We start from the raw sequence: 21758 nt of genomic DNA on the forward strand, positions 1-21758 counted from the left end.
GACAGAATTTTCTTGCTGGAGTTGGTCTAAATGGTTAAAAACATATTTCGGATAGCAATGGTTTCGCGCCTTAACAGCGCGGATAGAGGGTTGCTGTCCGTTTAAGTCTGTGTATTCGCGTTAACCATTTTTAAGCTGTGTCATTCGCGGTTGTTGGTTCGGCCATACGTATTTGTCGAGTCAAGATAAGGTGCAGCGGAAAAGAAACTTTAAGTTTTACCTTTTTGACTGTGCGTTTTAGTTTGACAGTGAATTAACTTTTAGTTTAGCTGTAACTTGAAGTAGTAGAACAGAGGTCGCAACAACGCCGCCGAGCTCAACGGCGGGATAACTTGAATGAGGATACGGGTATGGCCGTTGTAACAGTTGTCGGGTCTTCAGGCGGGGCGGTTCAGGTAACTGTCGACGGTGGGCGGGCGCAAACCCTTGCCCAGGACTATGCGCAGCAGATTTTGACGGCTTATACCGATGGTAAATTCACGTCGGACGACTTCACGACGTCAGGCGATAATATTGGTCAAGTGCCTTCTCAGCCGATCACCGTGGCTCAGGGCGTTATTTCCGCGGGTGGCGGTTACACTGTTTCGGGAGACTACACCCACCTCGTTATCGGCACGGGCGTAAATGCATCTGTTTCGGCTGATACGCCCGTCGATCCGCAGCTCAATCAGCGTGTTACTGTCAACGCCATCAATATAAACTCGGCCTTCCTCTCCGTCTTGTCGGGTGACCTGGCGGGTGTTGACTTTACGGCGGGCAATTATAACGGCTCTTTTGTCGCGACGACGGGGGATAATGCTTTCAGGGCGACGGGGACGACCGGTAACTGGACGATCGTGACCGGGCAGGGCAGCAATCAGATTTACACCTCGGATGGCAATAACGAGATCCAGACGGGTGTTGGCAATAATACAATACGCCTCGGCAAAGGTACGAATAACGTCAGTCTTTACGGGACGGATACGGTCGATGGCACGATTGGCGGGCGCGCAAACGTCACCGTCTATAGTGGCAATACCAATCTTAACCTCGCAACAAATTCCTTCGTCCACACGGATGCCAGCGTTACTGTCGGAAGCACAATCAACGTTGGTAATGCGAGCACAGTTGATAGTGCCATCAACTCGACGATTACCTTCTCCGGGGCGTCAGGCTCAATCATTGGTGGTTCGGGCGACACGATTTCTGCGGCAGGCGATCTCTACCTGGCTCAGGGCTCTAACCACACGATCAGTGTCAATGGCGCACTCAGCTTCATTAACGGAACGGGCAATACCAGCGTCACGACTCAGTATGGGACGGTTTGGGGCGCGTCGGGGCTCAATCTATCATTGTCCGCGGATAAATATCTGATCTACACCACAAACCAGCCTGGCTCTGTCGGTGATCAGAATGTCAATGCGTCCAATTCGACTGGCAAAGTCGAGTTCTGGACAGGTCCTGGCAGCCAGACACTTATTGGTGGTTCGGGCTTCAACCACTTCGTCTTCGGCACGGCCTTCCAGGGGACGAGCGGTGACAGTTTCGCAACTGTTCGGTCTGGTCAGGGTCTCAATGATTTTGGTGTTCTTAAGGGACATTCTGGCGGGCACATTACTATCGAGGACTTCATGTCCAATGCTGGTAACAAGTTCTTCATGTATAATTACAAGCCGGCGAATGCGGCGCAGGCCGTCCAGAAGCTTCTCGACACAGCTGTAGTTAATGGTAACAATACGACGATTACTCTCGACAACAATATGACCGTGACTTTCGTTGGTATTACGCATCTCAATGCTTCGATTTTCGACATTAGTTAAACTTTAATAAGTTTTTATAACTTTTAACGCCTCGGAAACCATTGTTTTCGAGGCTTTTTTTTACCAAATACCGTATTTCCACTTGCCTATCTTCGTTATACACTCCTTTGTGCGAAGAAAGCATTGGGGTCCAACTTGCTCGACATAATTGATAAAGACATTCCTCGCGTTCTTAACGGAAGTAGTGACGAGGAAACCGTTCTCCGAAATGACATATATCGATTGACGGTTGAGGTTGCGGACCTCAGGCATCATCAGGAATGCGTTTATAACTCAATATCGATGCGCCTCACCTGGCCGCTTCGTTTCGCCAAAACCCTCCTCTCAAATGGGGTGAAGCGGGACGTCGCGTCGAAATTCCTCCAACATGCCAGCGCCATTCTGCGGGAGCACGGCGCTAAAACATGCTTCCAATGGCTGCGTCAGAACTGGGAGCGCTCAGTGCTATTGGCCAAAACGGGCGGTCGCCATTTTGTACAAACGCGTCATTATGAGAAATGTGCAGAGGTTTACCGCCGGGATGTCACGCCAAATCCCGGTCTCGTCAAACCTTTTATTGTCATTATCGCTGATCAGGGTATTAGTGCTTGCACGAAATATCGTGTGACGCAAAGAAAAGAGCATCTTGAGACGATCGGCTGGAAAGTCCTCGTCATCGACCCATTTCGGGAGCGTGATCTCCTCACCCCGATATTGTCAGCGACGATCGCGGTATTTTACCGCCTGACATTGTCGCCTCGCATTGAGCGCGCCATGAAATTGGCGAAGCATCTGGGCATTCCGACATATTGGGAAGTTGATGACCTGATTTTTGATCGCCAAAGTTATGAAGAAAACGGCAATCTCGAAACGATCTCCTATCTGGAGCGCGCCTTTTACTTTGAAGAGGCGGATCGCCATCGCGCAAGCCTTACTTATGCGGGTCGTGGTATCGCATCCACACGTGCCCTCGCCGAATCTATGGTCGAGGCCGGGGTGGAATCGGTCCACGTCATTGAGAACGCGCTTGATCACGAAACGATGGAAGTCGCGAGAGAAATCGCGGCCAAGCCCCCGGTAAAATCTTCAGAAACAGGACCAATATGGCTCTGCTTCGGTACGGGCAGCCGTGCGCGAAATGTTGATTTTCGAGAGGCTGAAGGCGCGATCCTGCGCGCGATGGCGGATGAGCCTCGATTACACCTGCACCTCGTTGGGAATCTTGTGCCGTCAACCGCGCTCCATCGTTACGAAGACCGTTTCCGCCATTCACGGGAAACGTCATTCGAGCAATATCTGCGTCACCTCAGCGCGGCTGATTTCACAATCGCGCCTCTGGAAAAATCGCGCTTCAATGATTGTAAAAGCGTGATCAAGTTCATGGAAGCGGGCATTTTATCCGTACCAGTCATCTGTTCCCCATCGCAAACCATTTGCGACGTGATGGAGAATGACGTGAATGGCCTCATCGCCGATACAGAGGAAGCCTGGTATCGCGCAATCATGATGCTATGCGCGGACCCTGAGAAGCGGATTAAGATGGGGGCAGCAGCACGCCAGACCGTGGAAACGAGATTCTCGTCCGAAAATATTATCAGCCACCAGGTGCTCGAATTATTCGGTAAGCCCCCGACTTTCTTAAAGGAAAAATTGCGGGTGCTTTCCGCGAGCGTTTATTACGCGCCGCAATCTTTCGGCGGGGCCGCTCTTCTGGTTGAAGCCTTGCAACCATTATTAAAGGACCGCGGCTTCGACCTCAGTATGTTCACGACAAAGGCTGACGCGAGCAACGATGATCATCACGCCATTCGCTATGATTTTGACGGGATGCCCATTATCGCTGCGCCCATTGAGCCATGTCTCTGGACGTCCAATACGAAAACGGGCGAGATATTCGGGCAATGGCTCGATGCCTGGTCAGCCGATATCGTGCATCTGCACGCGATCCAGACAATGGGGATGGACCTCGCCATGCAGTGTCGCGCTCGCAAGATTCCTTACATCATCACGCTGCATGATTGCTGGTGGATCTCTGAAAATCTCTTCATCACCGATGATCATGGACAGTATGATCTCAAACAGGCGGGAAGGACGCCGCCCCTTTCACGCGTCGATTCTTTCTCAGCGGCGCGGCGCGGTTTGTCTTATGACATACTAACACATGCGGCAGCGCTTCTCGCGCCGTCTGAGTCTCATAAGCGCGCTTATGTGCGGAACGGCATTTCGCCGGAAAAAATCATCGTCAATAATAATGGATTTTTCCCCCCTAAAAGGCCGCATCGTCCTCGCAAAATAGGAAGTCCCCTGCGGATGGGCTATGTAGGCGGCATCGCCCCTGCAAAAGGCTGGGGAGTGCTTAGAGCCGCGTTGGATGGTCTCGAATCATCAAACTGGTCGTGCCGTATTGTCGATAGCAGCTCCAACCTTGGATTGACCAGTATTCGCGATAGTGATTTCAAAAGTAGCGGAGAAATCACTGTTGTTCCCGGATACAGAACCGAAAATATTGATGATTTTTTCGACGAGATAGACGTCCTGCTGTTTCCCTCACAATGGGAGGAAAGTTTCGGGCTCACCGTGCGCGAGGCACTGGCGCGAGATGTCTGGGTCATCGCAACAATGCCGGGGGGACAAAGCGAACCGATCGTGGAAGGTGTCAATGGCAATCTCATTTCCATGGGTGAAAATCCAAAGCCTCTCATGGTCGCGATGCAAAATCTGATCGACAATCCCGGACGTTTTGATTTCTACGTCAATCCTCTTAAAGGTGACCTGATGACGCTTGAAGACCAGGCGGATGAGATTGCCAGGATTTACAGAAATTGTGCCTCATTATGAAAGGCAGTCTGAGCGCTTCATGGCCATTGCTCCATAATTGTCGAAAGACCGCTATCATCTACCTGATTATCGGTTTAAGCGCGGTTTTAAGTAATATCTGGTTCACGCCGATCAGCGAAATCCCGGACGAGCCCAATCACTTCGCAAGGGCGCTTCAAATCTCGGAAGGCCATTTCTACAGTAAAAGAGTGGCGCCGAATGATTCAGGCGGTTATTTCCCGGCTGACATGATGCGGGTGCTTCACGCCTATGACGATGTTAACTTCCATGCCGATCAACGTGTTACAGCTGGGAGGCTGGCTTTCGTTAAACAAAATGGCTGGGGTGGTCCCGTTAAATATTATGGTATCGCCAATACGGCCGTTAATCCTCCCTGGTCCTATCCCGGCGTGGTGGTCGGCATCTGGCTTGGCAGAGCTTTCCATTTTTCGGTGTTCACCACCTTCATGCTGGCGCGGGCTTTGACAGGTCTTCTCGCCGTCACGCTTACGTCCTTGGCGATCGCGCTCTGCCGCAGGGGGGCTCTCTTCCTCGTCGCGCTGGCCTCCATGCCCATGACCCTGCATCTTTTCGGGAGCTGCTCACAGGATGCCCTGCTGATCTCAGCCGCCTTTCTGGCTGCGGCGCTTCTGACGCGTCAAGGGGATGGAGCGCCGCCCAGCTGGGCGCTCATCTGGGGAGTCGGGTTCTGCTTTATTGCGTTTGTCGGCAAACCGCCCATGCTGGTCTTCGCCATTTTACCTGTTCTGACAACGCCGCTCATCTGGTTCTGGCGCTGGCTTGTCTCGCTTGCCATCCCGTTTATCGTGTCAATCGGTTGGGCATTGACCGGTATAAGATGGGGTAAGGCGGCCTATGAATCGGTCGACGGCAAGTCCGAGCACGGCCAGATACAATATTTGCTGCACCATCCCCTTCAGTTCCCCGGCACCATGCTGCGCACATTTCATCTGCAAGGCCAGCATTTAAGCGAGCAATTCATCGGTGTCCTCGGTTGGCTTGATACATTTCTGCCGCGCGCTTTCTATGTTGCTTCCGTGATATTCGCCCTCATCCTGCTCGCATTCTACCTGCCGAAAATCCGACAGTCCGCGTGGGAGACGCGACGCGTCGTGATGACGCTGACCGTGGTAATCTGTGCGACGATACTTGTCTGCATATCGCTTTACGTCATATGGACAATCGTCGGTCAGGATGAAATCATCGGATTACAGGGGCGATATTTTATACCCGTGGCGGCTTTCCTGATCGTCGCGATGCGGCCTGACCCGGCTTTGATCGCCACCCGTCCTGCCACCTATCGCCTCTGGAATGTCGTCACAATCGGATATGCCTTGTCCAGCGTGGTGACCATGGCGTGGTCTCTGAACGTGCGTTACTGGCCCTAATGGGGCGAGGCCGCGCGCAACCCGGATTTCCTTGTCTAGAGGATCTGGCTGGGGTGGGAGGATTCGAACCTCCGCATGGCGGAATCAAAATCCGCTGCCTTACCACTTGGCTACACCCCAATCTCGGCGCGTTTCTACTTTGAGACGGCCCGGAGGTAAAGCCTCTATTTCGCCTGCCGGTCGAGATTTTCGGAAAAGGACGCCGGCGCCTCATCATTAAAGTGAGATGTCGCTGATCTCAGCAATCCAATCCGCTCGGCCCGGTCGAGCGCTTTATCCAGTCCGGACATGGTCTCGGCCAGGTCCTCACTATCGTCACGCTCCCAGATGCGGATAAGATATCCCCACAGGGCCAGAAGCGATTTGAGGCGGAGCTTTCCCATCCAGCCACTGACATCCATCCCCGCAGCTTCCGCCATCCATTCCATCGACCCTTCCGTCATGATGGCCAGCATCAGGCCGAGCTTCGGGTCGAAAGGGATGTGCCGCAACACGGCGCGGACGCCCTCGCGGTACTCCTGAAACCCGTCTAGACGCCGCATCATGAGGTCAAACAGACGCTCCCGCGGGGTGCCGCTGGCGTGATGCCCTAAAACGAGCTGATCCGCATAGTGACCCAGATAGATCAAAACCTTGTTCTTGTTGGGAAAGCGCCGTCGCGCCTCATTCAAGGCGACACCGGCCTCTTCCGCAGCCTGGTAGACGGATGCGTGGGCCCAGCCCTGCTCTGCGGCGCGCGTCATCATGGCGCGGAGGATCTTTTTCTCGATGTCATCGGGGCGGTGGTGCGTTGCCGTCAATCTCTTCATCCTATCTTGCATGTCGGCTGTCATCGGGCGCGGTCGCGACGTTGGGGTCAGGCGGACCTGGAAAGCTCTTTCGTTCGCTGAAGCCCAGCCGCGATAGCTTCGGTGACAAGTTGCTTCATCCCCTGATGGTCGCGCATGAAGACGTTTAAAGCTGCCTGTGTAACGCCATGAGGGCTTGTGACGTTGCGGCGCAGTGTCGCACTGTCTTCCTCGGATGTTGCGAGGAGGGCACCGGCCCCTGCCACAGTGTGCCGGGCCAGAATGCGGGCCGCCTTTGGCGCCAATCCTCGCGCCACCGCCTCCTGCTCAAGTAATTCCGCGAAGAGAAAGACATATGCGGGGCCTGAACCGGAAAGAGGGGTCAGGATCTCAATTTCATCCTCCCGATCAAGCCACAGAACAACACCAACCGTCGCGAGCATCGCATCGCAGATCCCGCGCTGCGCATCCGACAACCCCACCCCGTATGCGCCAGTCACACCCTGGCCGATTTCACTCGGCGTGTTCGGCATGGCGCGAATGATGGGATTTCCGCGCGCCGATGGGGGCAGGGCCTTGCGCAGGTCGTCGATATTGCGACCGGCAAGGACAGAGATGATGGCAGCGTCACCGACCCATGGCGCAATCTCTCTGAGCGTGTCCTCCATCCGCGCAGGTTTCACGGCGAGGATGATATAGTCCGGCTTGAATTCTGACGGTATATCGGACGCTTTACGGCAAATATGATGACCTGCGGGAACCGTCTCAAGGTGGCGATCCACGATGATGGAAGGCGCGATACCGTGTCGCAGCCACCCCCGCCAGAGGGCGCCCCCCATATGCCCGCATCCGATGAGAAGAATCGAGGGAAGTTGTTTTGACGGCATAAGACGGGCTCTTCCAGGGAGGGGCAGGCGGGAGGCGGCAGCGTTATCAGGGTGATGCCGGTTTTTTCTTTGATGGGGCAGAGCCATGTGGTTCTGCTGCCTTCAGGCGTTCTTCCAGTAGCTTGACCTGCCGGGCCAGGCGCTCCGTCTCCATGCGGCTGTGGCTCGCCATCTGCACCATGGCGTCAAATTCCTCTCGCCGCACGACTTCCAGCCGGGCGAGAAACTCATCGACGCGGTTCTGCACAAGCGCCTTGAGCTCCTCCCGCAAACCCGTCAGGGCGGAGAAGGCGCCGCCGGCAAGGCCGGACATATCGTCAAATATTCTGGGGCGGTCTCTCATGATACTCTCCTGCGCTGCGCGTTCTGCGCGCCCGTTACGTAAGGCGAAGCGGCCTGCGGATCGCGACCCGCCTTGCGGAAGCACGATGTGCCCGCTTCGCGACCGAAAACAGGTCAACGCTTGAGCCTGCCGGTCGTTTAGCGCGTTGGCTGCGTGAGTTCAATGTCCAGGCGAGATTGCATCAGGGGCCGACATCATGCAATCAATCTCCTCTGCCTTGATGCCATCTCTCATGATCGGAAATACTGATGACTGAAAGCGCCCTGCATTTTCCGCAAATTGACCCGGTCGCTTTTAATTTGGGGCCCCTCAGCGTGCATTGGTATGCGCTGGCCTACATCGTCTCCATCTATATCGGCTGGAAGATTGCGACTCACCTTGCAGCCCTCCCACCCCAATCCGCGACGCGGGAGCAGATGGATGATTTCGTCTTCTGGGCCATGATCGGCGTCGTTCTGGGCGGTCGCCTCGGCTACGTGCTGTTCTACCAGCCGGGATATTATCTGACCCACCCGGCGGCGATCCTGCAGGTGTGGAATGGCGGCATGTCGTTTCATGGGGGCGCGCTGGGCGTCATTTTGACACTGGCCATTTTCTCCTGGCGGAATGGCCTGAATTTTCTGGCATTTTCGGACCGCATCGTGCCCGTTGTGCCGATCGGCCTCGGATTGGGACGTTGCGCCAACTTTATCAATGGTGAGCTTTGGGGGCGTCCCGCGGCGCATTACCTTCCCTGGGCCATGATTTTTCCGGATGCGGGTCCCCTGCCGCGCCACCCGTCTGAGCTATATGAGGCGCTGACGGAAGGGGTGATCCTCCTCGCCGTGATGCTCTGGGCGGTTCAAAACCCTTGGGTGCGGGCGCGATTTGGTTTTCTGTCAGGTCTTTTCCTCCTCGGTTACGCGGTGGCGCGCAGTTTCTGCGAACTATTCCGGGAGCCGGATGCCTTCATCGGTTATCTGCCTTTCGGAGTGACCATGGGGCAGGTTCTCTCCATACCCATGGCCGTTGCCGGGATCGGCCTCATGATGTACGCCATGCGGCACCCGCGTGAGACTTCCATGATGGCGGGGGGCGCCGATCATGGTTAAAGTCCTCTCGCCGCAATATGTCTTACAGGCCCAGGCTTTGCCGGATATTGTGCATGGGTTTTTTACTCGCCAGGGCGGCGTTTCCACACCCCCTTATGATTGTCTGAATATTTCGACCTCCGTCGGTGACCGTGCGGAGAATGTTGCGGTCAATCGGGAGCGGGTCGCGAATTTCATGGGCGTTCCTGCTCAAAATCTCGTCACGGTGCATCAGGTCCATGGTTCTGACGTGCTGACGCTGCAAAATCCGACGGACCTTCAGCGATCCTCCAGCGCCGATCCGGCCGACGCCATCGTCTCAACGTGCCGTGACATCGCGATCGGCGTGCAGACGGCGGATTGCGGACCCATCCTGATTTCCGACGCGTCGGGCGATATTGTGGCGGCCATTCATGCGGGGTGGCGCGGCGCCATGCGTGGCGTTATCGAAAATACGATCTGGACAATGCAGACCCTCGGTGCGCAGGAGCTGACGGCTGTCATCGGCCCGTGTATCAGCCAGAGACGCTATGAGGTTGAAGAGGATATGCGCACTGAAGTGCTGGCGCAGGATGACAAGGCGCGCGCTTTTTTCATGAATGCTGAGCGGGCTGGTGCCTATCTTTTTGACCTTGGCGGCTATTGCGCCCTTCGCCTCCGCCACGCCGGATTGCGCCATATTTCGCAGATCAGACTGGACACGCTCAGTGACTCACGTCGTTTCTTCAGCCATCGCCGCATGACGCTTGGCGGTCACACGCATACAGGGCGCCAGATTTCGGCAATCAAGGCAGGAAAAAAAATATGATGCCAGGCAAACGCGCTCTCCGCGCATTTTTCGGGATCGCGTTGATGACAGGTCTTGCTGCCTGCGTTACCGTGCCCAAACCTTTTTTCGACCCGGGCCGGGAAGGGAAGCGGCTGGTCGCCAACCTTCCGCCGCCGCGCCTGGCGGTGCCGCCGCCGGATAAGCTCTTCGCCGACCGGAAATCATCTACCGATTTCGCGCGTGTCATGACGCAGGCCCTCGTTTCACAATCCCTGCCCGCCGTGACGAAAATGACCAGTCAGGGTGATTGGTGGCTGAAAGTCGTGCCTGAAAAGACGCAGGCGGGGATAGTGTCGCGTTTCACCATCATTGCGCCGGACGGGAAGGCAAGGGGGCATATTGATGGCCCCGCCATAAATGAGTCGCAATGGAAGAGCCTGTCGGAAGCCGCGCGCCGGCAATTCACGATGGAGGCTGCCCCGCGTATCGCCAGCCTCCTCACCGGGATCAAGGCAGAAGCCATGATGGCGGACCCGAACAGCCTCAAGCGCCGTGCTGCGAAAATCCAGTTCCTCGGTGTGCAGGGCGCGCCGGGCGACGGCGATATCTCCTTGTCGCGTGCTTTCATGACATCCTTGCCCGATCAATTTAATCAGATCACGAATAAAAAGGAGACCGCTGACTTTATTGTGGACGGGCGCGTTAAAATGACGGACGGCCCGAAAGGCACCACGGGCAAATCAAGCCAGCATATCGAAATCATATGGCATGTGCGTGACAAAGCCGGGAAGGAAGCCGGGGCGGCGACGCAACTCCATGATGTCCCTTCCGGCTCGCTTGACCATGCCTGGGGGGATGTTGCCCTTGCGGCCGCGCAGGAGGCGGCTGGCGCCGTGCGGCAGATCATTTCCGCCTATTCCGGGCGGAATAATCAACCATTGCCGAAAGATGCGCATTGACATGACGCCCCCGCGAAATCGGTGCAGTCAGGACACGCATGAGGCGAGAAATTTATCGAAGTTGCTTCGGTTTACGTCATTCGGGTGACATGAATGCCCAGCATTGTTAGAAGCCCGCATTCCCGCCTTCTCCAACCGGAGTCGTCTTTCGATGAAGATTGTCGCCTGTAACAGTAACCTCCCGCTCGCTTCTGCCGTCGCGCAGAAGTTGAATATGAAACTCTGCGAAGTTTCCGTCCGCAGATTCGCGGACGCGGAAGTTTTCGTTGAAATCAGGGAAAATGTTCGCGGCGAAGATGTTTTCGTCATTCAAAGCACATGTGCGCCGACAAATGACAATCTGATGGAATTACTGATTATGCTCGATGCGCTGCGTCGCGGCTCTGCACGGCGGGTGACGGCGGTCATGCCTTATTTCGGCTATGCGCGGCAGGATCGTAAGTCCGGCCCCCGCACGCCCATCAGCGCCAAGCTTGTCGCGAACCTTCTGGTGGAAGCCGGGGCGCACCGTATTCTGACGATTGACCTTCACGCCATGCAGATACAGGGCTTCTTCGACATCCCGGTCGATAATCTTTATGCCGCGCCGCTTTTCACGCGGGATATTCAGGCACGTCATGCCAATGAAAAACTGATGGTCGTGTCACCCGATGTGGGTGGCGTGGTCCGCGCGCGGCAATTGGCGGAACGTCTCGCGACGGATCTGGCGATCATCGATAAGAGGCGTGAGCAGCCAGGTGTCTCTGAAGTGATGAATGTCATTGGTAAAGTGACGGGGCGCTATTGTATTCTGGTCGATGATATTGCCGATAGCGGCGGGTCACTCTGCAACGCGGCGGAAGCTTTAATGAACTGCGGCGCGGCCGGTGTCGAGGCTTATGTCACGCACGGCGTTCTGACGAATGACGCCGTGGCCCGCATTGAAAAATCGCCCTTAAAAATGCTGACGATCACCGATACAATACCGGCCACCGAAGCCACGATCGCCGCACCGAATATCCGGCAGATCAGCACGGCGAACCTTCTCGCTGACGCGATGAAGGCCGTATCTGAGGAGAGTTCAGTCTCCTCCCTGTTTCATTGAGGATTGATGCATGATTCTCCCACAGCCCTTCTGGTATCTGCGCCACGGTCAGACGGATTGGAACGCCCGGAACCTGTCCCAGGGGCGCAGTGACATCCCCCTCAATGCGGTGGGGCGTCAACAGGCGGTCGCGGCGGGAGAAGAGCTGAAAAAATGCTGGGATCGCGGTGCGAAACCCATCACCCATATCGTCACGTCCCCTTTAGGGCGCGCCAGGGAAACGGCACGCGCAGCGCAAACCGCGCTGGAATCGGTGCAAGGTAAAGCCGTGCCCCTCTCCGATGATGATGATCTGCTCGAAGTCTCCTTCGGGGAAAAAGAGGGTCATCCCATGGGAGACTGGTATGACCCCTGGATTGCCGGGACTTACCTGCCCAAAGGATGTGAACCTTTTGACGATCTTAAAAGCCGCGCTATTTCCGCTGTGAATCGCGCGCTGGAACAGCCGCATGGAGGCTTACCGCTCATCGTCGCCCATGGCGCGCTTTTCCGTGCGATACGGGCGGCGATGAACCTGCCTGTCAATGTGCGCCTGCCCAACGCAACCCCGATTTATTGCGCTTTTGACGCGGGTGCGTGGTCCCTGACGCCTTATGAGATCACGGGCTGAGGTCACGATGCAACCAGCCAGGCGCCGCGTTATCCACGAGTGTGCGACAGGGCGCGGGCATGAGCATATTATCGCCGGGCGGGTAAAACTTGCAAGGATGCGGGTTTTCGGGTAAGTCGCCGGTTCGGATCCGGCACCCCTGGAGGCCTGATCTTCGTCTATCTGCAAGGAGTTTTAACGTGGTTGACATGACGTCACTAGAGGTCTCGACGCGTGCGAAGGCTGGTAAGGGGGCAGCGCGCGCAACGAGACGGTCCGGGATGGTGCCCGGCGTTGTTTACGGTGGCAAGCAGGAGCCGACGCTGATCGAGATTGATCCGCGCGTCATCATGCGTGAAATGCACCGTAATGGCTGGCGCTCACGCTTGTTCTCGCTTGAGCTGAAGGGCGGCCCGGTGCGCGCCATTATGCGCGATGTCCAGCTTCATCCGGTGACGGATGTGCCGATTCATGTCGACTTCCAGCGTCTCGCCGCGGGTGAGAAAGTCCACGTCACAATCGCGATCCATGTTGAAAATGAGGAATCCGCCCCCGGTATCAAGCGCGGCGGTGTGCTCAATATCGTGCGTCACTCGGTGGAAGTCCTGGCCGATGCGGATAAGATCCCGTCCAGCTTCACGGCTGACCTGTCCGGCCTCGATATTCATGACACGATTCGCTGGGCTGACCTGAAAGGCACGGAAAACGTGACACCTGTCGGGCAGGTTTCTCATGTTGTGATCGTCACCATCGCGCCACCGACTGTGGATGCGGAAATGGAGGCAGAAGCCGCAGCGAAGGCTGAGGCCGAGGCCGCCGACGATAAAAAGAAGTAAACTGACGAGGGGGCGCTTATGCTTCTCTGGGTGGGGCTCGGAAATCCCGAGCCCTCAATGCAGCGTCAGCGCCATAATATCGGTTTCATGGCGGTCGATGAGGTGGCCCGTCGCTATGGCTTCTCGCCCTGGCGGGCCCGCCTCGGCGGGCTGACCGCTGAAGGCGTGATTGATGGGCATAAGATCCTCCTCCTCAAACCGATGACGTATATGAACCGCTCTGGTGAGAGCGTTCAGAAACTCGTTCATTTCTACAAGCTCGCCCTCGACCACATCACTGTGTTTCATGACGAGCTGGATCTGGCATTCTGTAAAACACGCGTCAAAAAAGGCGGGGGCGCTGCGGGCCATAACGGGTTGCGCTCCCTCGACCAGCATCTGGATTCCGCATCCTACTGGCGTGTGCGCCTCGGGATCGGGCATCCGGGCCACCGGGACCGGGTGCATGGTTACGTGCTGGGTGATTTCAGTAAGGCAGAAACGCCCTTCCTGACCGCTTACCTCGATTCCATCGCCGCAGCCTGCCCCTTATTGGCGGACAGTCAGCCGGAAGAATTTATGACAAAAACGACCCTTCTGGTCAGGGAGGCCACTCATGGGCTTTAATTGCGGTATTGTTGGCCTGCCAAATGTTGGTAAATCGACATTGTTCAACGCGTTGACAGAAACTGTCGCGGCGCAGGCGGCCAATTACCCTTTCTGCACGATTGAGCCGAATGTGGGGCGCGTGGCTGTGCCGGACCCGCGGCTCGAAATTCTGGCGCGAATCGGCAACTCTCAACGCACCCTGCCAACAAGTTTAGAATTTGTCGATATTGCCGGGCTTGTGCGTGGCGCTTCGAAGGGGGAGGGGCTGGGCAACCAGTTTCTCGCCAATATTCGGGAAGTCGATGCGATCATTCATGTGCTGCGCTGTTTTGAAGATGGCGACATCACCCATGTGGAAGGTTCCGTCGATCCCGAGCGGGATGCGGAGATTATCGAGCTTGAATTGATGCTCGCCGATATGGAATCGCTGGAGAAGCGGGAACCCGTTTTGCATAAGCGCGCGCGCGGCAATGATCGTGAAGCCCAGCAGCTTCTCGCCGTCATGCAGCCTATCCTGACGGCACTGCGTGAAGGCCGCCCTGCGCGCACCGCTATCCCGGAGGGGGAGGAGGAAACGGCGCGTCGCCTTCAGCTGATGACGACGAAACCCGTCCTGTATGTCTGCAATGTCGATGAGGACCATGCGGCAACGGGCAATGCCTTCTCTGATAAAATTGCGGCTCGTGTGGCGGCGGAAGGTGGGGCCATGGTGATGGTTTCTGCCGCCATTGAGGCCGAAGTCAGTCAGCTCGCGGCGGAGGAACGTGGCGAATTTCTTGAAGGTCTCGGCCTGAAAAATTCGGGCCTGGACCGGGTCATTGCTGCGGGATATCAACTCCTCGGCTTACAAACTTATTTCACCGTCGGCCCGAAGGAAACACGCGCCTGGACCATCGTCGCGGGCACGAAAGCACCGCAGGCGGCTGCCGTCATTCATAATGATTTTGAGCGTGGTTTCATCGCCTGTGAAACCGTCAGCTACGACGATTATGTGACGTTCAAAGGCGAGGCCGGTGCCAAGGAAGCCGGTAAATTACGCATCGAAGGCAAGGATTATGTCGTTAAAGACGGCGATGTCCTTCTCTTTCGCTTCAATGTATGACGCGCACCGCCCCAATATCAGCGTGGTGACCGGAACGGGATTGCAAACTCCGCATGTTTCGAGGATGCTGAGAACGTTGCATTTCAGAAGGTTCGGCTGATGCTGGAAGACGCTTCTATACGGGATCTTACCGCGCTTATGACAGCGGCGCGCGCGGCATATGATGTCATTTCCGTCAGTTCAGCCGCGCAACGTCATGAAGCATTGATGGAGATCGCTTCCGCGTTGCGGAAGCATGAGGCGGAGATCCTCGAGGCCAATAAGCTTGACCTTGCCCACGCCGAGGGCAATGCCGCCTTTCTGGATCGCCTGACCCTCACTTCCCAGCGCCTGCAAGACATGGCCGAAGCCGTTGAACGCATCGCCGCACTTCCTGACCCGGTGGGCAAGGTGATGCAGGAATGGACGCGGCCCAACGGGCTCGTCATCCGGCAGGTTTCCACCCCGATCGGTGTGATCGGGATGATTTTTGAGAGCCGCCCGAATGTCGGGGTGGACGCGGCGGCTTTATGCATCAAATCGGGCAATGCGATCATATTGCGTGGCGGTTCGGAGAGTTTTCATTCCACGCAAAGCCTGATGCGCGCCGTTCAACAGGGCCTGCGCCATGCGGGCCTGCCGGGCGCCACAGTGCAATCCGTGCCGGATACGGATCGTGCCCGCGTGACAGAGATGCTGCACGCGCAGGGGCAGATTGACTTGCTGATCCCGCGCGGAGGTAAATCTCTGGTGACGCGCGTCATGCAGGAATCCCGTGTGCCGGTTCTGGCTCATGCGGAGGGGCTGTGTCATAGCTTCGTGCATCAGGATGCCCGGCTTGAAATGGCGCGCGCTGTCACTGCCAATGCCAAAATGCGGCGGCCCGGCATTTGCGGGGCGACGGAAACCTTACTGCTGGATCGCGCCATCGCGCCGACGTTTCTGCCCGTTCTCGTCACGGATCTCCACGCTTTGGGCTGTCACTGCCGAGGGGATGCGGCGGCCCGCGCCATCCTGCCGACACTTGACCCTGCTTCGGAGAGCGACTTCGCAACGGAGTGGCTCGATGCTGAACTTTCCATCGCCATTGTGGATGGTGTCGAAGGGGCATGCGCGCACATCAGGCGTTACGGGAGTGGACATACAGAGGCGATTATCACGGAAAATGAGGCGGCGGCGGAATCCTTCATGCGCGGTGTGCCGAGTGCCGTCGTGATGTGGAATGCCTCGACGCAATTCTGTGATGGTGGCGAGTTCGGGTTCGGTGGCGAAATCGGTATCTCCACGGGGCGGCTCCATGCGCGTGGCCCGGTCGGTGTCGCGCAATTGACCACTTATCGTTACGAAGTTCGGGGCGATGGCCAAACGCGCCCCTGATGTCGGCGCTTTCCCCGTTTTCGGGGATGGACGGCGTATGACGGTCGGCCTGTTGGGCGGCAGTTTTGACCCCGCTCATGAGGGCCATCAGCGCCTCGCCGCCTATGCTCTCAAGCACCTGAAACTTGACCAGGTGTGGCTGCTGGTTACGCCGGGCAACCCTTTCAAGAAACTTCAGGGCTCGGCGGCATTTGAGGCTCGATTGCGTTCCGCACGGCGCATCTCTGACGGAAGGCGCATCATAGCAACGGATATTGAAGCGCGGCTGGGCACGAAGTTTACCGCCGCGACATTAACCATGTTGCGCCGGCGTTTTCCGCATATCTCCTTTGTCTGGATCATGGGTGCAGATAGTTTCGCCTCCCTGACACGTTGGAATCACTGGCAGGAAATCATCCAGATGGTGGCCGTTGCTGTCGTGCCCCGACCAGGACAGACGCGCGGTGCCCTTTTTGGCAAAACGGCGCAAAGGTTAAGACGTTTACGCAAGCAGGCGCGCTGTGCGCCGATCCTGGCGCAGCTGGGTGCGCCGGGGTGGGCTTTCCTTATGACGCCGCATAGCGGTATATCTTCGACCGATCTGCGTCGGTCAGCGTCCCGCAATGGGACATTATCGACCTATTACCGACTGGAGTATGAACCCATCCCTACCAAACCTTCCCCGCGGTTGAAGAACGCCGCGTCTCTTCCCTCTCATGAGCCTCAGGACGAAGCTTCTCTTCACATCGCGACGACGGATGCGCGTCAGGTCGCCGACAAAACAAGCCGGAAAAAGCGCGTTTCAGCCGGACCGGAAAAAAAAGCGAGATCCCGCTCCGCCGTGCCGGAGGTCGACACCAATATTCTGATGGATGTCATCCGTGAAAGCCTCATGGCGGACAAGGCGGAGGATATTACCGTCATTAATCTTATCGGGCGCGCCAGCTTCGCGGACAAGATGGTGATCGCAACGGGCCTGGCGGATCGTCAGATTGCCGCTATGGCGGAGCATATTGAGAAAAAACTTAAAGAAGCCGGCGTCAAGCGCGTCTGGATTGAAGGGGAAGGGGGCTCGGACTGGGTCCTGCTTGATGCCGGGGATATCGTTGTCCATCTTTTCAAAACCGAAGCGCGCCAGCATTACGCTCTTGAGAAGATGTGGGCGCCGGAGCTGGATGACGATACCGAAAACTGAATCCGATGTTACTGATCGCCGCTATTGGTAAAATGCGTCAGGGGCCGGAACGTGAGCTTGTGACGCGATACCGGACGCGTATCCGTCCCCGGCTTGAGATCACGGAACTTTCGGAAGCGCGGGGCGCACTTACGGAAAAACGGCGTCAGGAGGGTTCAGCTCTGCTTCATGCGACGCGCGGGAATTATCAACGCGTCGCTCTGGATGAAGGGGGCACTGTCTTCGACAGTATTGGCTTTGCCGCGGCCATTGATAAAATATTGTCTCATGGCAAGGGTGTCGCTTTTCTGATCGGCGGCGCGGAAGGTCTGGACCAAGCAGCTCTCGATGAATGCGCTCTTAAAATTTCGTTCGGTCGGATGACATGGCCGCACATGATGGTGCGTTGCATGTTGGCTGAGCAGCTCTACCGGGCGCGATCAATCTCAAGCGGGCATCCCTACCATCGCGCCACACGTCCCTGAAACTATCATCCGTTTAAAGCAAAACGCCACGGCGTGATGGACACCGTGGCGTTTTGCATCGTTGGGAAAAGGGTGCGGGGCAGCTTATTGCAAGCGATGCTCCGGTCCATCGACGCTGAACGCCGTCTCAGGCACTTGTGCGACCTCGGTGTTCCGCAAGGAAGAGATTCTGGGAGCGACGGCCGACTTGCGCGCCGCACTGGAGCTGTCTTCATGCGCGAGCATCATGCCTTGGTCCGGGCGCTCATAGATAAATCCGTAAGTCGGGTAAATACTGCCGAAGCTTTCAGGGTGGCCATTAATGGCAACGCGCACCGCGCTCCAGTCATTATTCGGCGAGACGTCGATCACCCGTGTATTCCGCGCGACGCCGCGTTGTCCCCAGTGAGATTGGTCAATAATGATGGTGCGGTCATTGACGAGCTGGCGCACGACCGCCACATGGCCCAGGGGCATCCGGCGGATCGGGCGGAAATTGAGGACGGCGCCCGCCTCAGGCGCTGCGCCACGGGCGTAAATCCCCGCTGCATTCCGCCACCAATCCCGCGCATTGCCATGCAGGTGAACATTAGAGGCCGTTTTCGCATAGGCGACGCATTGAATAACGCGTCCCCCCGGTATCTGTGACGGATACGGTGATGCGCCAGGCGCGTCACGTGATGGCTGCGCGCGTGATGAGATGCTGAAGCCTTGCCATGGCGGGAAGATGTCTTCGAGCGGGCGGAAGCGTCAGCGGCACCGAAAATATTTGCGGCCAGGAGCGATAAGGCGGAAAGGCACGTTAGATAAAGTCGATTAGTCGGGCGCGCTGGGCGGAGTTTTTTATTCACGAACGGCTTCCCATCTTTCTGATACCATCACCTGTTGCAAGGAAGTAACTGTAAACCGGCAATCTGACAAGCTTTCGCGCCCATTTTCCTGTGCGATTCTTCCAAAAAAATTTTGGTGCATAGCAGGGAGGGGCCGGCGTTATTTTGTCGTGACCAGCATGACTTCAACGAGCATTCGGGGATCGGCGAGCACAGCCTGCACGCAGGCACGTGCGGGCGCCTGGCCTTCTGGCAGCCAATTTTCCCAGATAGAATTGAATTTTGCGCGGTCCTCAATGTTTTTTAACCAGATCTGTGCTTGCAGAATACGTGTGTTGTCAGTGCCATGACGCTCGAGCAATGCATCAAGTTGCATGAAAATATTTTGAGTTTGCGCAGTAATGTCACCCGCAAGATCACTCGAAACGACACCTTGCGTAAAAATAAACCCATGATATTCGACAGCTTTAGAGAGACTGGGTGTCGGGTCGGACCTCAATATGCGACTCATTTATCGTATCCTTACGATTCTGTAACAGGTGGTCATGGCGTTTTACAGCTTGCTGACGCACAAGGTGTAATTTTGCCGGTCACGGACCTCAGGGTCAAGCACCCATGTCGCTTGCCAGCGCGGAAACGCCGCGTTATCGCTTCCCGTCAAGATGGTCAGTCTGGACAAGGAGAGACACTGAAATGCCCATGCAGATCGTGAGGGTCACCCCGGTCCGGCAGAACTGCGCCATTTTCTGGAAAAAAGAAGCCATACCCACCCGCCAGGAGGCTGTCGTGATCGACCCTGGTGGCGATATTGATCTCGTCATGCAGGTGCTGGGCGATGCGCGTGTTGAGGCCATCCTGCTGACGCATGGACATTTTGACCATGCTGGCGGTGTCAATACCCTCAAGGCCCGTCTCGCCCAGAAGGGGCAGCCGCATGTGCCGGTCTACGGGCCACATAAGGATGATGTTTTTCTTCTCAATACGATGGCGGAGCAGCTTGCGGCTTTTCTGGTCGACGCGTCAGGGTTTGAGACAGGGCCGGTCATACCGGATCGTTTTCTTGAAGAAGGCGACGTGCTGAATTTATTGGGGCGCGTCATACGTGTCCGGCACGTCCCCGGTCATACGCCGGGCCATATCATCCTGATTGATGAGACGGAAGAAGTCGTCATGACGGGAGACACGTTGTTTCGCGGCGTGGTGGGGCGGACCGACTTTGCTTATGGCGATTATGATCTCCTCATTTCAGGTATTAAAGAGAAAATCATGTCCCTGCCTGACCGCTATAAAATCATGCCTGGGCACGGATTGCCGAGTTTCATCCACGTTGAGAAGCAGTATAACGACTACCTCAAATAACGCGTCACGAACATTTGAAAGGCCATGAATGCGCAAACTCCTTCAATCGTCCCGGACGCTATTCTACGGAATCGCCATCGCCTTCACGGTGCAGATCACGCTGTCGCAATCGGCGACATGCGCTGAGGCCCTTCCCCATGACGCGCCATCAATCAGTGAGGATGGCGAAACCCACCCTTTGCCGACGCAGAGCCTGACAATCACCTCGCGGGATGGCGTTACCCATCGATTTACCGTCGAGGTTGCGGTGAAATCATCGGATCAGGCGCGGGGGCTCATGTTCCGCAAAAGCCTGGCTGCTGATCATGGCATGTTGTTTATCTGGCCCGCGCCTCGCAATTCAATCATGTGGATGCGCAATACCTACATTCCCCTCGATATTGTTTTTATCGACGCGTCGCATAAAATTGCCGCAATCGCTGAAAACACCGTGCCCCTGAGTGAAGCGCTGATCTGGGGGCATGGCGCCTCGGTCGCTGTGCTGGAGCTTCCCGCCATGACAACGGCGAAATACGGCATTCGAGTGGGTGATAAACTGGCTTATAATGGCTTCAAAGGTCAGACGCCTTGAATTCTCAAAAAGTCGTCATCCTTACCGGCGTTGCCGGGTTTATCGGTTTCCACCTTGCGCGCTTCCTCCTGGCGCGCGGAGACCGCGTGATTGGGATTGACAACATCAATGATTATTATGACGTCACCTTGAAGGAAGCGCGCCTTACGCAGTTACATCAAAGCCGGGCGTTTACGTTTTATCAGCGGGACCTCGCTGATTCTGAAGCCATCTCATCCGCGTTAAAGCCGCATCAGGATATAACGCATATTGTCCATCTTGCCGCGCAGGCAGGTGTCCGTCATTCCCTGGCGGCGCCGGCGCGTTATGTCGCGTCCAATGTGCAGGGGCATGTCACGATGCTTGAATGCGCGCGCACCATGCCGGCATTGCAGAATTTCGTATACGCTTCTTCTTCCTCCGTTTACGGTCTGAATACGAATCTTCCCTTCAGGGAAACAGATGCGGTCAATCGGCCCAGCTCCGTTTACGCCGCGACAAAGAGAGCGGATGAGCTGATTTCGGAGGCTTACGCGCATCTTTACGGATTTCCGCAGACGGGCCTTCGCTTTTTCACGGTTTACGGACCCTGGGGGCGGCCGGATATGGCGTATTACCAATTTGCACAGGCGATTTTATCAGGCATGCCGGTTCGGCTTTATGACGCTGAGGGGTTGGCGCGCGATTTCACTTTTATTGATGATATTATTCATGGCGTTGTCGCGGCAATGGACCATCCAGGCAAGGCAGGCGCGGCGCGCATCTTCAATCTAGGTGGTGACCAGCCGACGCCCGTGCGTGACATGGTGGCGCTTCTGGCAGAATGCCTTGGTAAACCAGCCCATATATCCTTATCGCCCCTTCCGAAGACGGATGTCCTGTCAACCTGGGCATCGCTCGACTATGTGGGTGAAGTCCTCGGTTGGCGACCGAAGACCTCCCTGAAAGATGGGCTCAAAATATTCGCGACATGGTTCAAGGAATATCATGGATCGGACGGTGCATTTCGCAAAACGCGGTGAGGTTG

The 21758-nt window shown here is 56.4% G+C and carries 22 protein-coding genes, 1 tRNA gene and 1 pseudogene; 18 read left to right on the forward strand and 6 right to left on the reverse strand.

Going from position 1 to position 21758, the window contains the following annotated elements; all coding sequences use genetic code 11:
* Positions 1 to 350 precede the first annotated feature (350 nt).
* The 3 genes from CGLAMM_RS08245 (at position 351) to CGLAMM_RS08255 (ending at position 6004) form a co-directional block, all read left to right on the forward strand.
* Positions 351 to 1799, forward strand: coding sequence for a beta strand repeat-containing protein (locus CGLAMM_RS08245; RefSeq protein ID WP_394818633.1), 1449 nt, complete (start codon positions 351 to 353; stop codon positions 1797 to 1799).
* Positions 1800 to 2081: 282 nt separating this feature from the next.
* A complete protein-coding gene (locus tag CGLAMM_RS08250; protein ID WP_418115582.1) occupies positions 2082 to 4616 on the forward strand; it encodes a glycosyltransferase in 2535 nt (844 codons plus the stop codon).
* Complete coding sequence (locus tag CGLAMM_RS08255; RefSeq protein WP_394818631.1) at positions 4613 to 6004, forward strand: DUF2142 domain-containing protein; 1392 nt, start codon at positions 4613 to 4615, stop codon at positions 6002 to 6004. The genes CGLAMM_RS08250 and CGLAMM_RS08255 overlap by 4 nt, the downstream gene beginning before the upstream one ends.
* 45 nt (positions 6005 to 6049) lie before the next feature.
* On the opposite strand, the gene CGLAMM_RS08260 is transcribed toward CGLAMM_RS08255, so the two are convergent.
* The 4 genes from CGLAMM_RS08260 to CGLAMM_RS08275 all read right to left on the reverse strand — a co-directional run bounded on the left by CGLAMM_RS08260 (position 6050) and on the right by CGLAMM_RS08275 (position 8022).
* A tRNA-Gln gene (locus tag CGLAMM_RS08260) sits at positions 6050 to 6124 on the reverse strand.
* A 44-nt stretch (positions 6125 to 6168) separates the two neighbouring features.
* Positions 6169 to 6804: a TetR family transcriptional regulator gene (locus CGLAMM_RS08265; protein WP_394818630.1), complete on the reverse strand. Its 636-nt coding sequence runs from the start codon at positions 6802 to 6804 to the stop codon at positions 6169 to 6171.
* 56 nt (positions 6805 to 6860) lie between these two features.
* Entirely contained in the window at positions 6861 to 7679 is an 819-nt protein-coding gene (locus CGLAMM_RS08270; protein ID WP_394818629.1) for a pyrroline-5-carboxylate reductase family protein, read from the reverse strand.
* 46 nt (positions 7680 to 7725) lie between these two features.
* Positions 7726 to 8022 (reverse strand): accessory factor UbiK family protein, encoded by a 297-nt coding sequence (locus tag CGLAMM_RS08275; RefSeq protein ID WP_394818628.1) that lies wholly within the window; start codon positions 8020 to 8022, stop codon positions 7726 to 7728.
* 248 nt (positions 8023 to 8270) lie between these two features.
* On the opposite strand from CGLAMM_RS08275, the gene lgt reads away from it, so the two are divergent.
* From lgt to CGLAMM_RS08335, 12 genes and pseudogenes are all read left to right on the forward strand, one after another.
* Positions 8271 to 9113 carry a prolipoprotein diacylglyceryl transferase gene (gene lgt / locus CGLAMM_RS08280; RefSeq protein WP_394818627.1) on the forward strand — a complete coding sequence of 281 codons (843 nt, stop codon included), beginning with the start codon at positions 8271 to 8273 and terminating at the stop codon, positions 9111 to 9113.
* Positions 9106 to 9900, forward strand: a complete 795-nt coding sequence (pgeF, locus tag CGLAMM_RS08285; RefSeq protein ID WP_394818626.1) for a peptidoglycan editing factor PgeF — start codon at positions 9106 to 9108, stop codon at positions 9898 to 9900. The genes lgt and pgeF overlap by 8 nt, the downstream gene beginning before the upstream one ends.
* A complete protein-coding gene (locus tag CGLAMM_RS08290) occupies positions 9897 to 10820 on the forward strand; it encodes a hypothetical protein (RefSeq protein WP_394818625.1) in 924 nt (307 codons plus the stop codon). The genes pgeF and CGLAMM_RS08290 overlap by 4 nt, the downstream gene beginning before the upstream one ends.
* 151 nt (positions 10821 to 10971) lie before the next feature.
* Positions 10972 to 11904 (forward strand): ribose-phosphate pyrophosphokinase, encoded by a 933-nt coding sequence (locus CGLAMM_RS08295; protein ID WP_394818624.1) that lies wholly within the window; start codon positions 10972 to 10974, stop codon positions 11902 to 11904.
* A gap of 10 nt (positions 11905 to 11914) precedes the next feature.
* Positions 11915 to 12514, forward strand: coding sequence for a histidine phosphatase family protein (locus CGLAMM_RS08300; protein WP_418115585.1), 600 nt, complete (start codon positions 11915 to 11917; stop codon positions 12512 to 12514).
* A gap of 179 nt (positions 12515 to 12693) precedes the next feature.
* A complete protein-coding gene (locus CGLAMM_RS08305; protein WP_394818623.1) occupies positions 12694 to 13329 on the forward strand; it encodes a 50S ribosomal protein L25/general stress protein Ctc in 636 nt (211 codons plus the stop codon).
* A gap of 18 nt (positions 13330 to 13347) precedes the next feature.
* Complete coding sequence (gene pth, locus CGLAMM_RS08310) at positions 13348 to 13935, forward strand: aminoacyl-tRNA hydrolase (RefSeq protein ID WP_394818622.1); 588 nt, start codon at positions 13348 to 13350, stop codon at positions 13933 to 13935.
* Positions 13925 to 15019, forward strand: coding sequence for a redox-regulated ATPase YchF (gene ychF / locus CGLAMM_RS08315; RefSeq protein ID WP_394818621.1), 1095 nt, complete (start codon positions 13925 to 13927; stop codon positions 15017 to 15019). Before pth ends, ychF begins: the two co-directional genes overlap by 11 nt.
* 99 nt (positions 15020 to 15118) lie before the next feature.
* Positions 15119 to 16375 (forward strand): glutamate-5-semialdehyde dehydrogenase, encoded by a 1257-nt coding sequence (locus CGLAMM_RS08320; RefSeq protein ID WP_394818620.1) that lies wholly within the window; start codon positions 15119 to 15121, stop codon positions 16373 to 16375.
* Positions 16356 to 16973: pseudogene (locus CGLAMM_RS08325) on the forward strand (nicotinate-nucleotide adenylyltransferase); the annotation flags it as partial. The gene CGLAMM_RS08320 and the pseudogene CGLAMM_RS08325, both read left to right, overlap by 20 nt.
* A 126-nt stretch (positions 16974 to 17099) precedes the next feature.
* Positions 17100 to 17549, forward strand: coding sequence for a ribosome silencing factor (rsfS, locus tag CGLAMM_RS08330; RefSeq protein WP_394819069.1), 450 nt, complete (start codon positions 17100 to 17102; stop codon positions 17547 to 17549).
* Between the two features lie 5 nt (positions 17550 to 17554).
* Positions 17555 to 18013 (forward strand): 23S rRNA (pseudouridine(1915)-N(3))-methyltransferase RlmH, encoded by a 459-nt coding sequence (locus tag CGLAMM_RS08335; protein WP_394818619.1) that lies wholly within the window; start codon positions 17555 to 17557, stop codon positions 18011 to 18013.
* Between the two features lie 84 nt (positions 18014 to 18097).
* Here the strand turns inward: CGLAMM_RS08335 and CGLAMM_RS08340 are convergent, their stop codons facing one another.
* Together CGLAMM_RS08340 and CGLAMM_RS08345 are read right to left on the reverse strand one after the other, a co-directional pair.
* Complete coding sequence (locus CGLAMM_RS08340; RefSeq protein ID WP_418115642.1) at positions 18098 to 18721, reverse strand: CHAP domain-containing protein; 624 nt, start codon at positions 18719 to 18721, stop codon at positions 18098 to 18100.
* 261 nt (positions 18722 to 18982) lie between these two features.
* Entirely contained in the window at positions 18983 to 19333 is a 351-nt protein-coding gene (locus tag CGLAMM_RS08345; RefSeq protein ID WP_394818617.1) for a RidA family protein, read from the reverse strand.
* Between the two features lie 182 nt (positions 19334 to 19515).
* Between CGLAMM_RS08345 and CGLAMM_RS08350 the strand changes: the two genes are divergently transcribed.
* The 3 genes from CGLAMM_RS08350 to CGLAMM_RS08360 are packed head-to-tail and all read left to right on the forward strand — an operon-like array spanning position 19516 to position 21753.
* On the forward strand, positions 19516 to 20181 hold the full coding sequence (locus CGLAMM_RS08350) for an MBL fold metallo-hydrolase (RefSeq protein WP_394818616.1): 666 nt from the start codon (positions 19516 to 19518) through the stop codon (positions 20179 to 20181).
* 28 nt (positions 20182 to 20209) lie between these two features.
* Entirely contained in the window at positions 20210 to 20752 is a 543-nt protein-coding gene (locus CGLAMM_RS08355; protein WP_394818615.1) for a DUF192 domain-containing protein, read from the forward strand.
* A complete protein-coding gene (locus CGLAMM_RS08360; RefSeq protein WP_418115590.1) occupies positions 20749 to 21753 on the forward strand; it encodes an NAD-dependent epimerase/dehydratase family protein in 1005 nt (334 codons plus the stop codon). Before CGLAMM_RS08355 ends, CGLAMM_RS08360 begins: the two co-directional genes overlap by 4 nt.
* Positions 21754 to 21758 lie beyond the last annotated feature (5 nt).

Source organism: Sorlinia euscelidii, assembly GCF_036452135.1.
Classification (GTDB): domain Bacteria; phylum Pseudomonadota; class Alphaproteobacteria; order Acetobacterales; family Acetobacteraceae; genus Sorlinia; species Sorlinia euscelidii.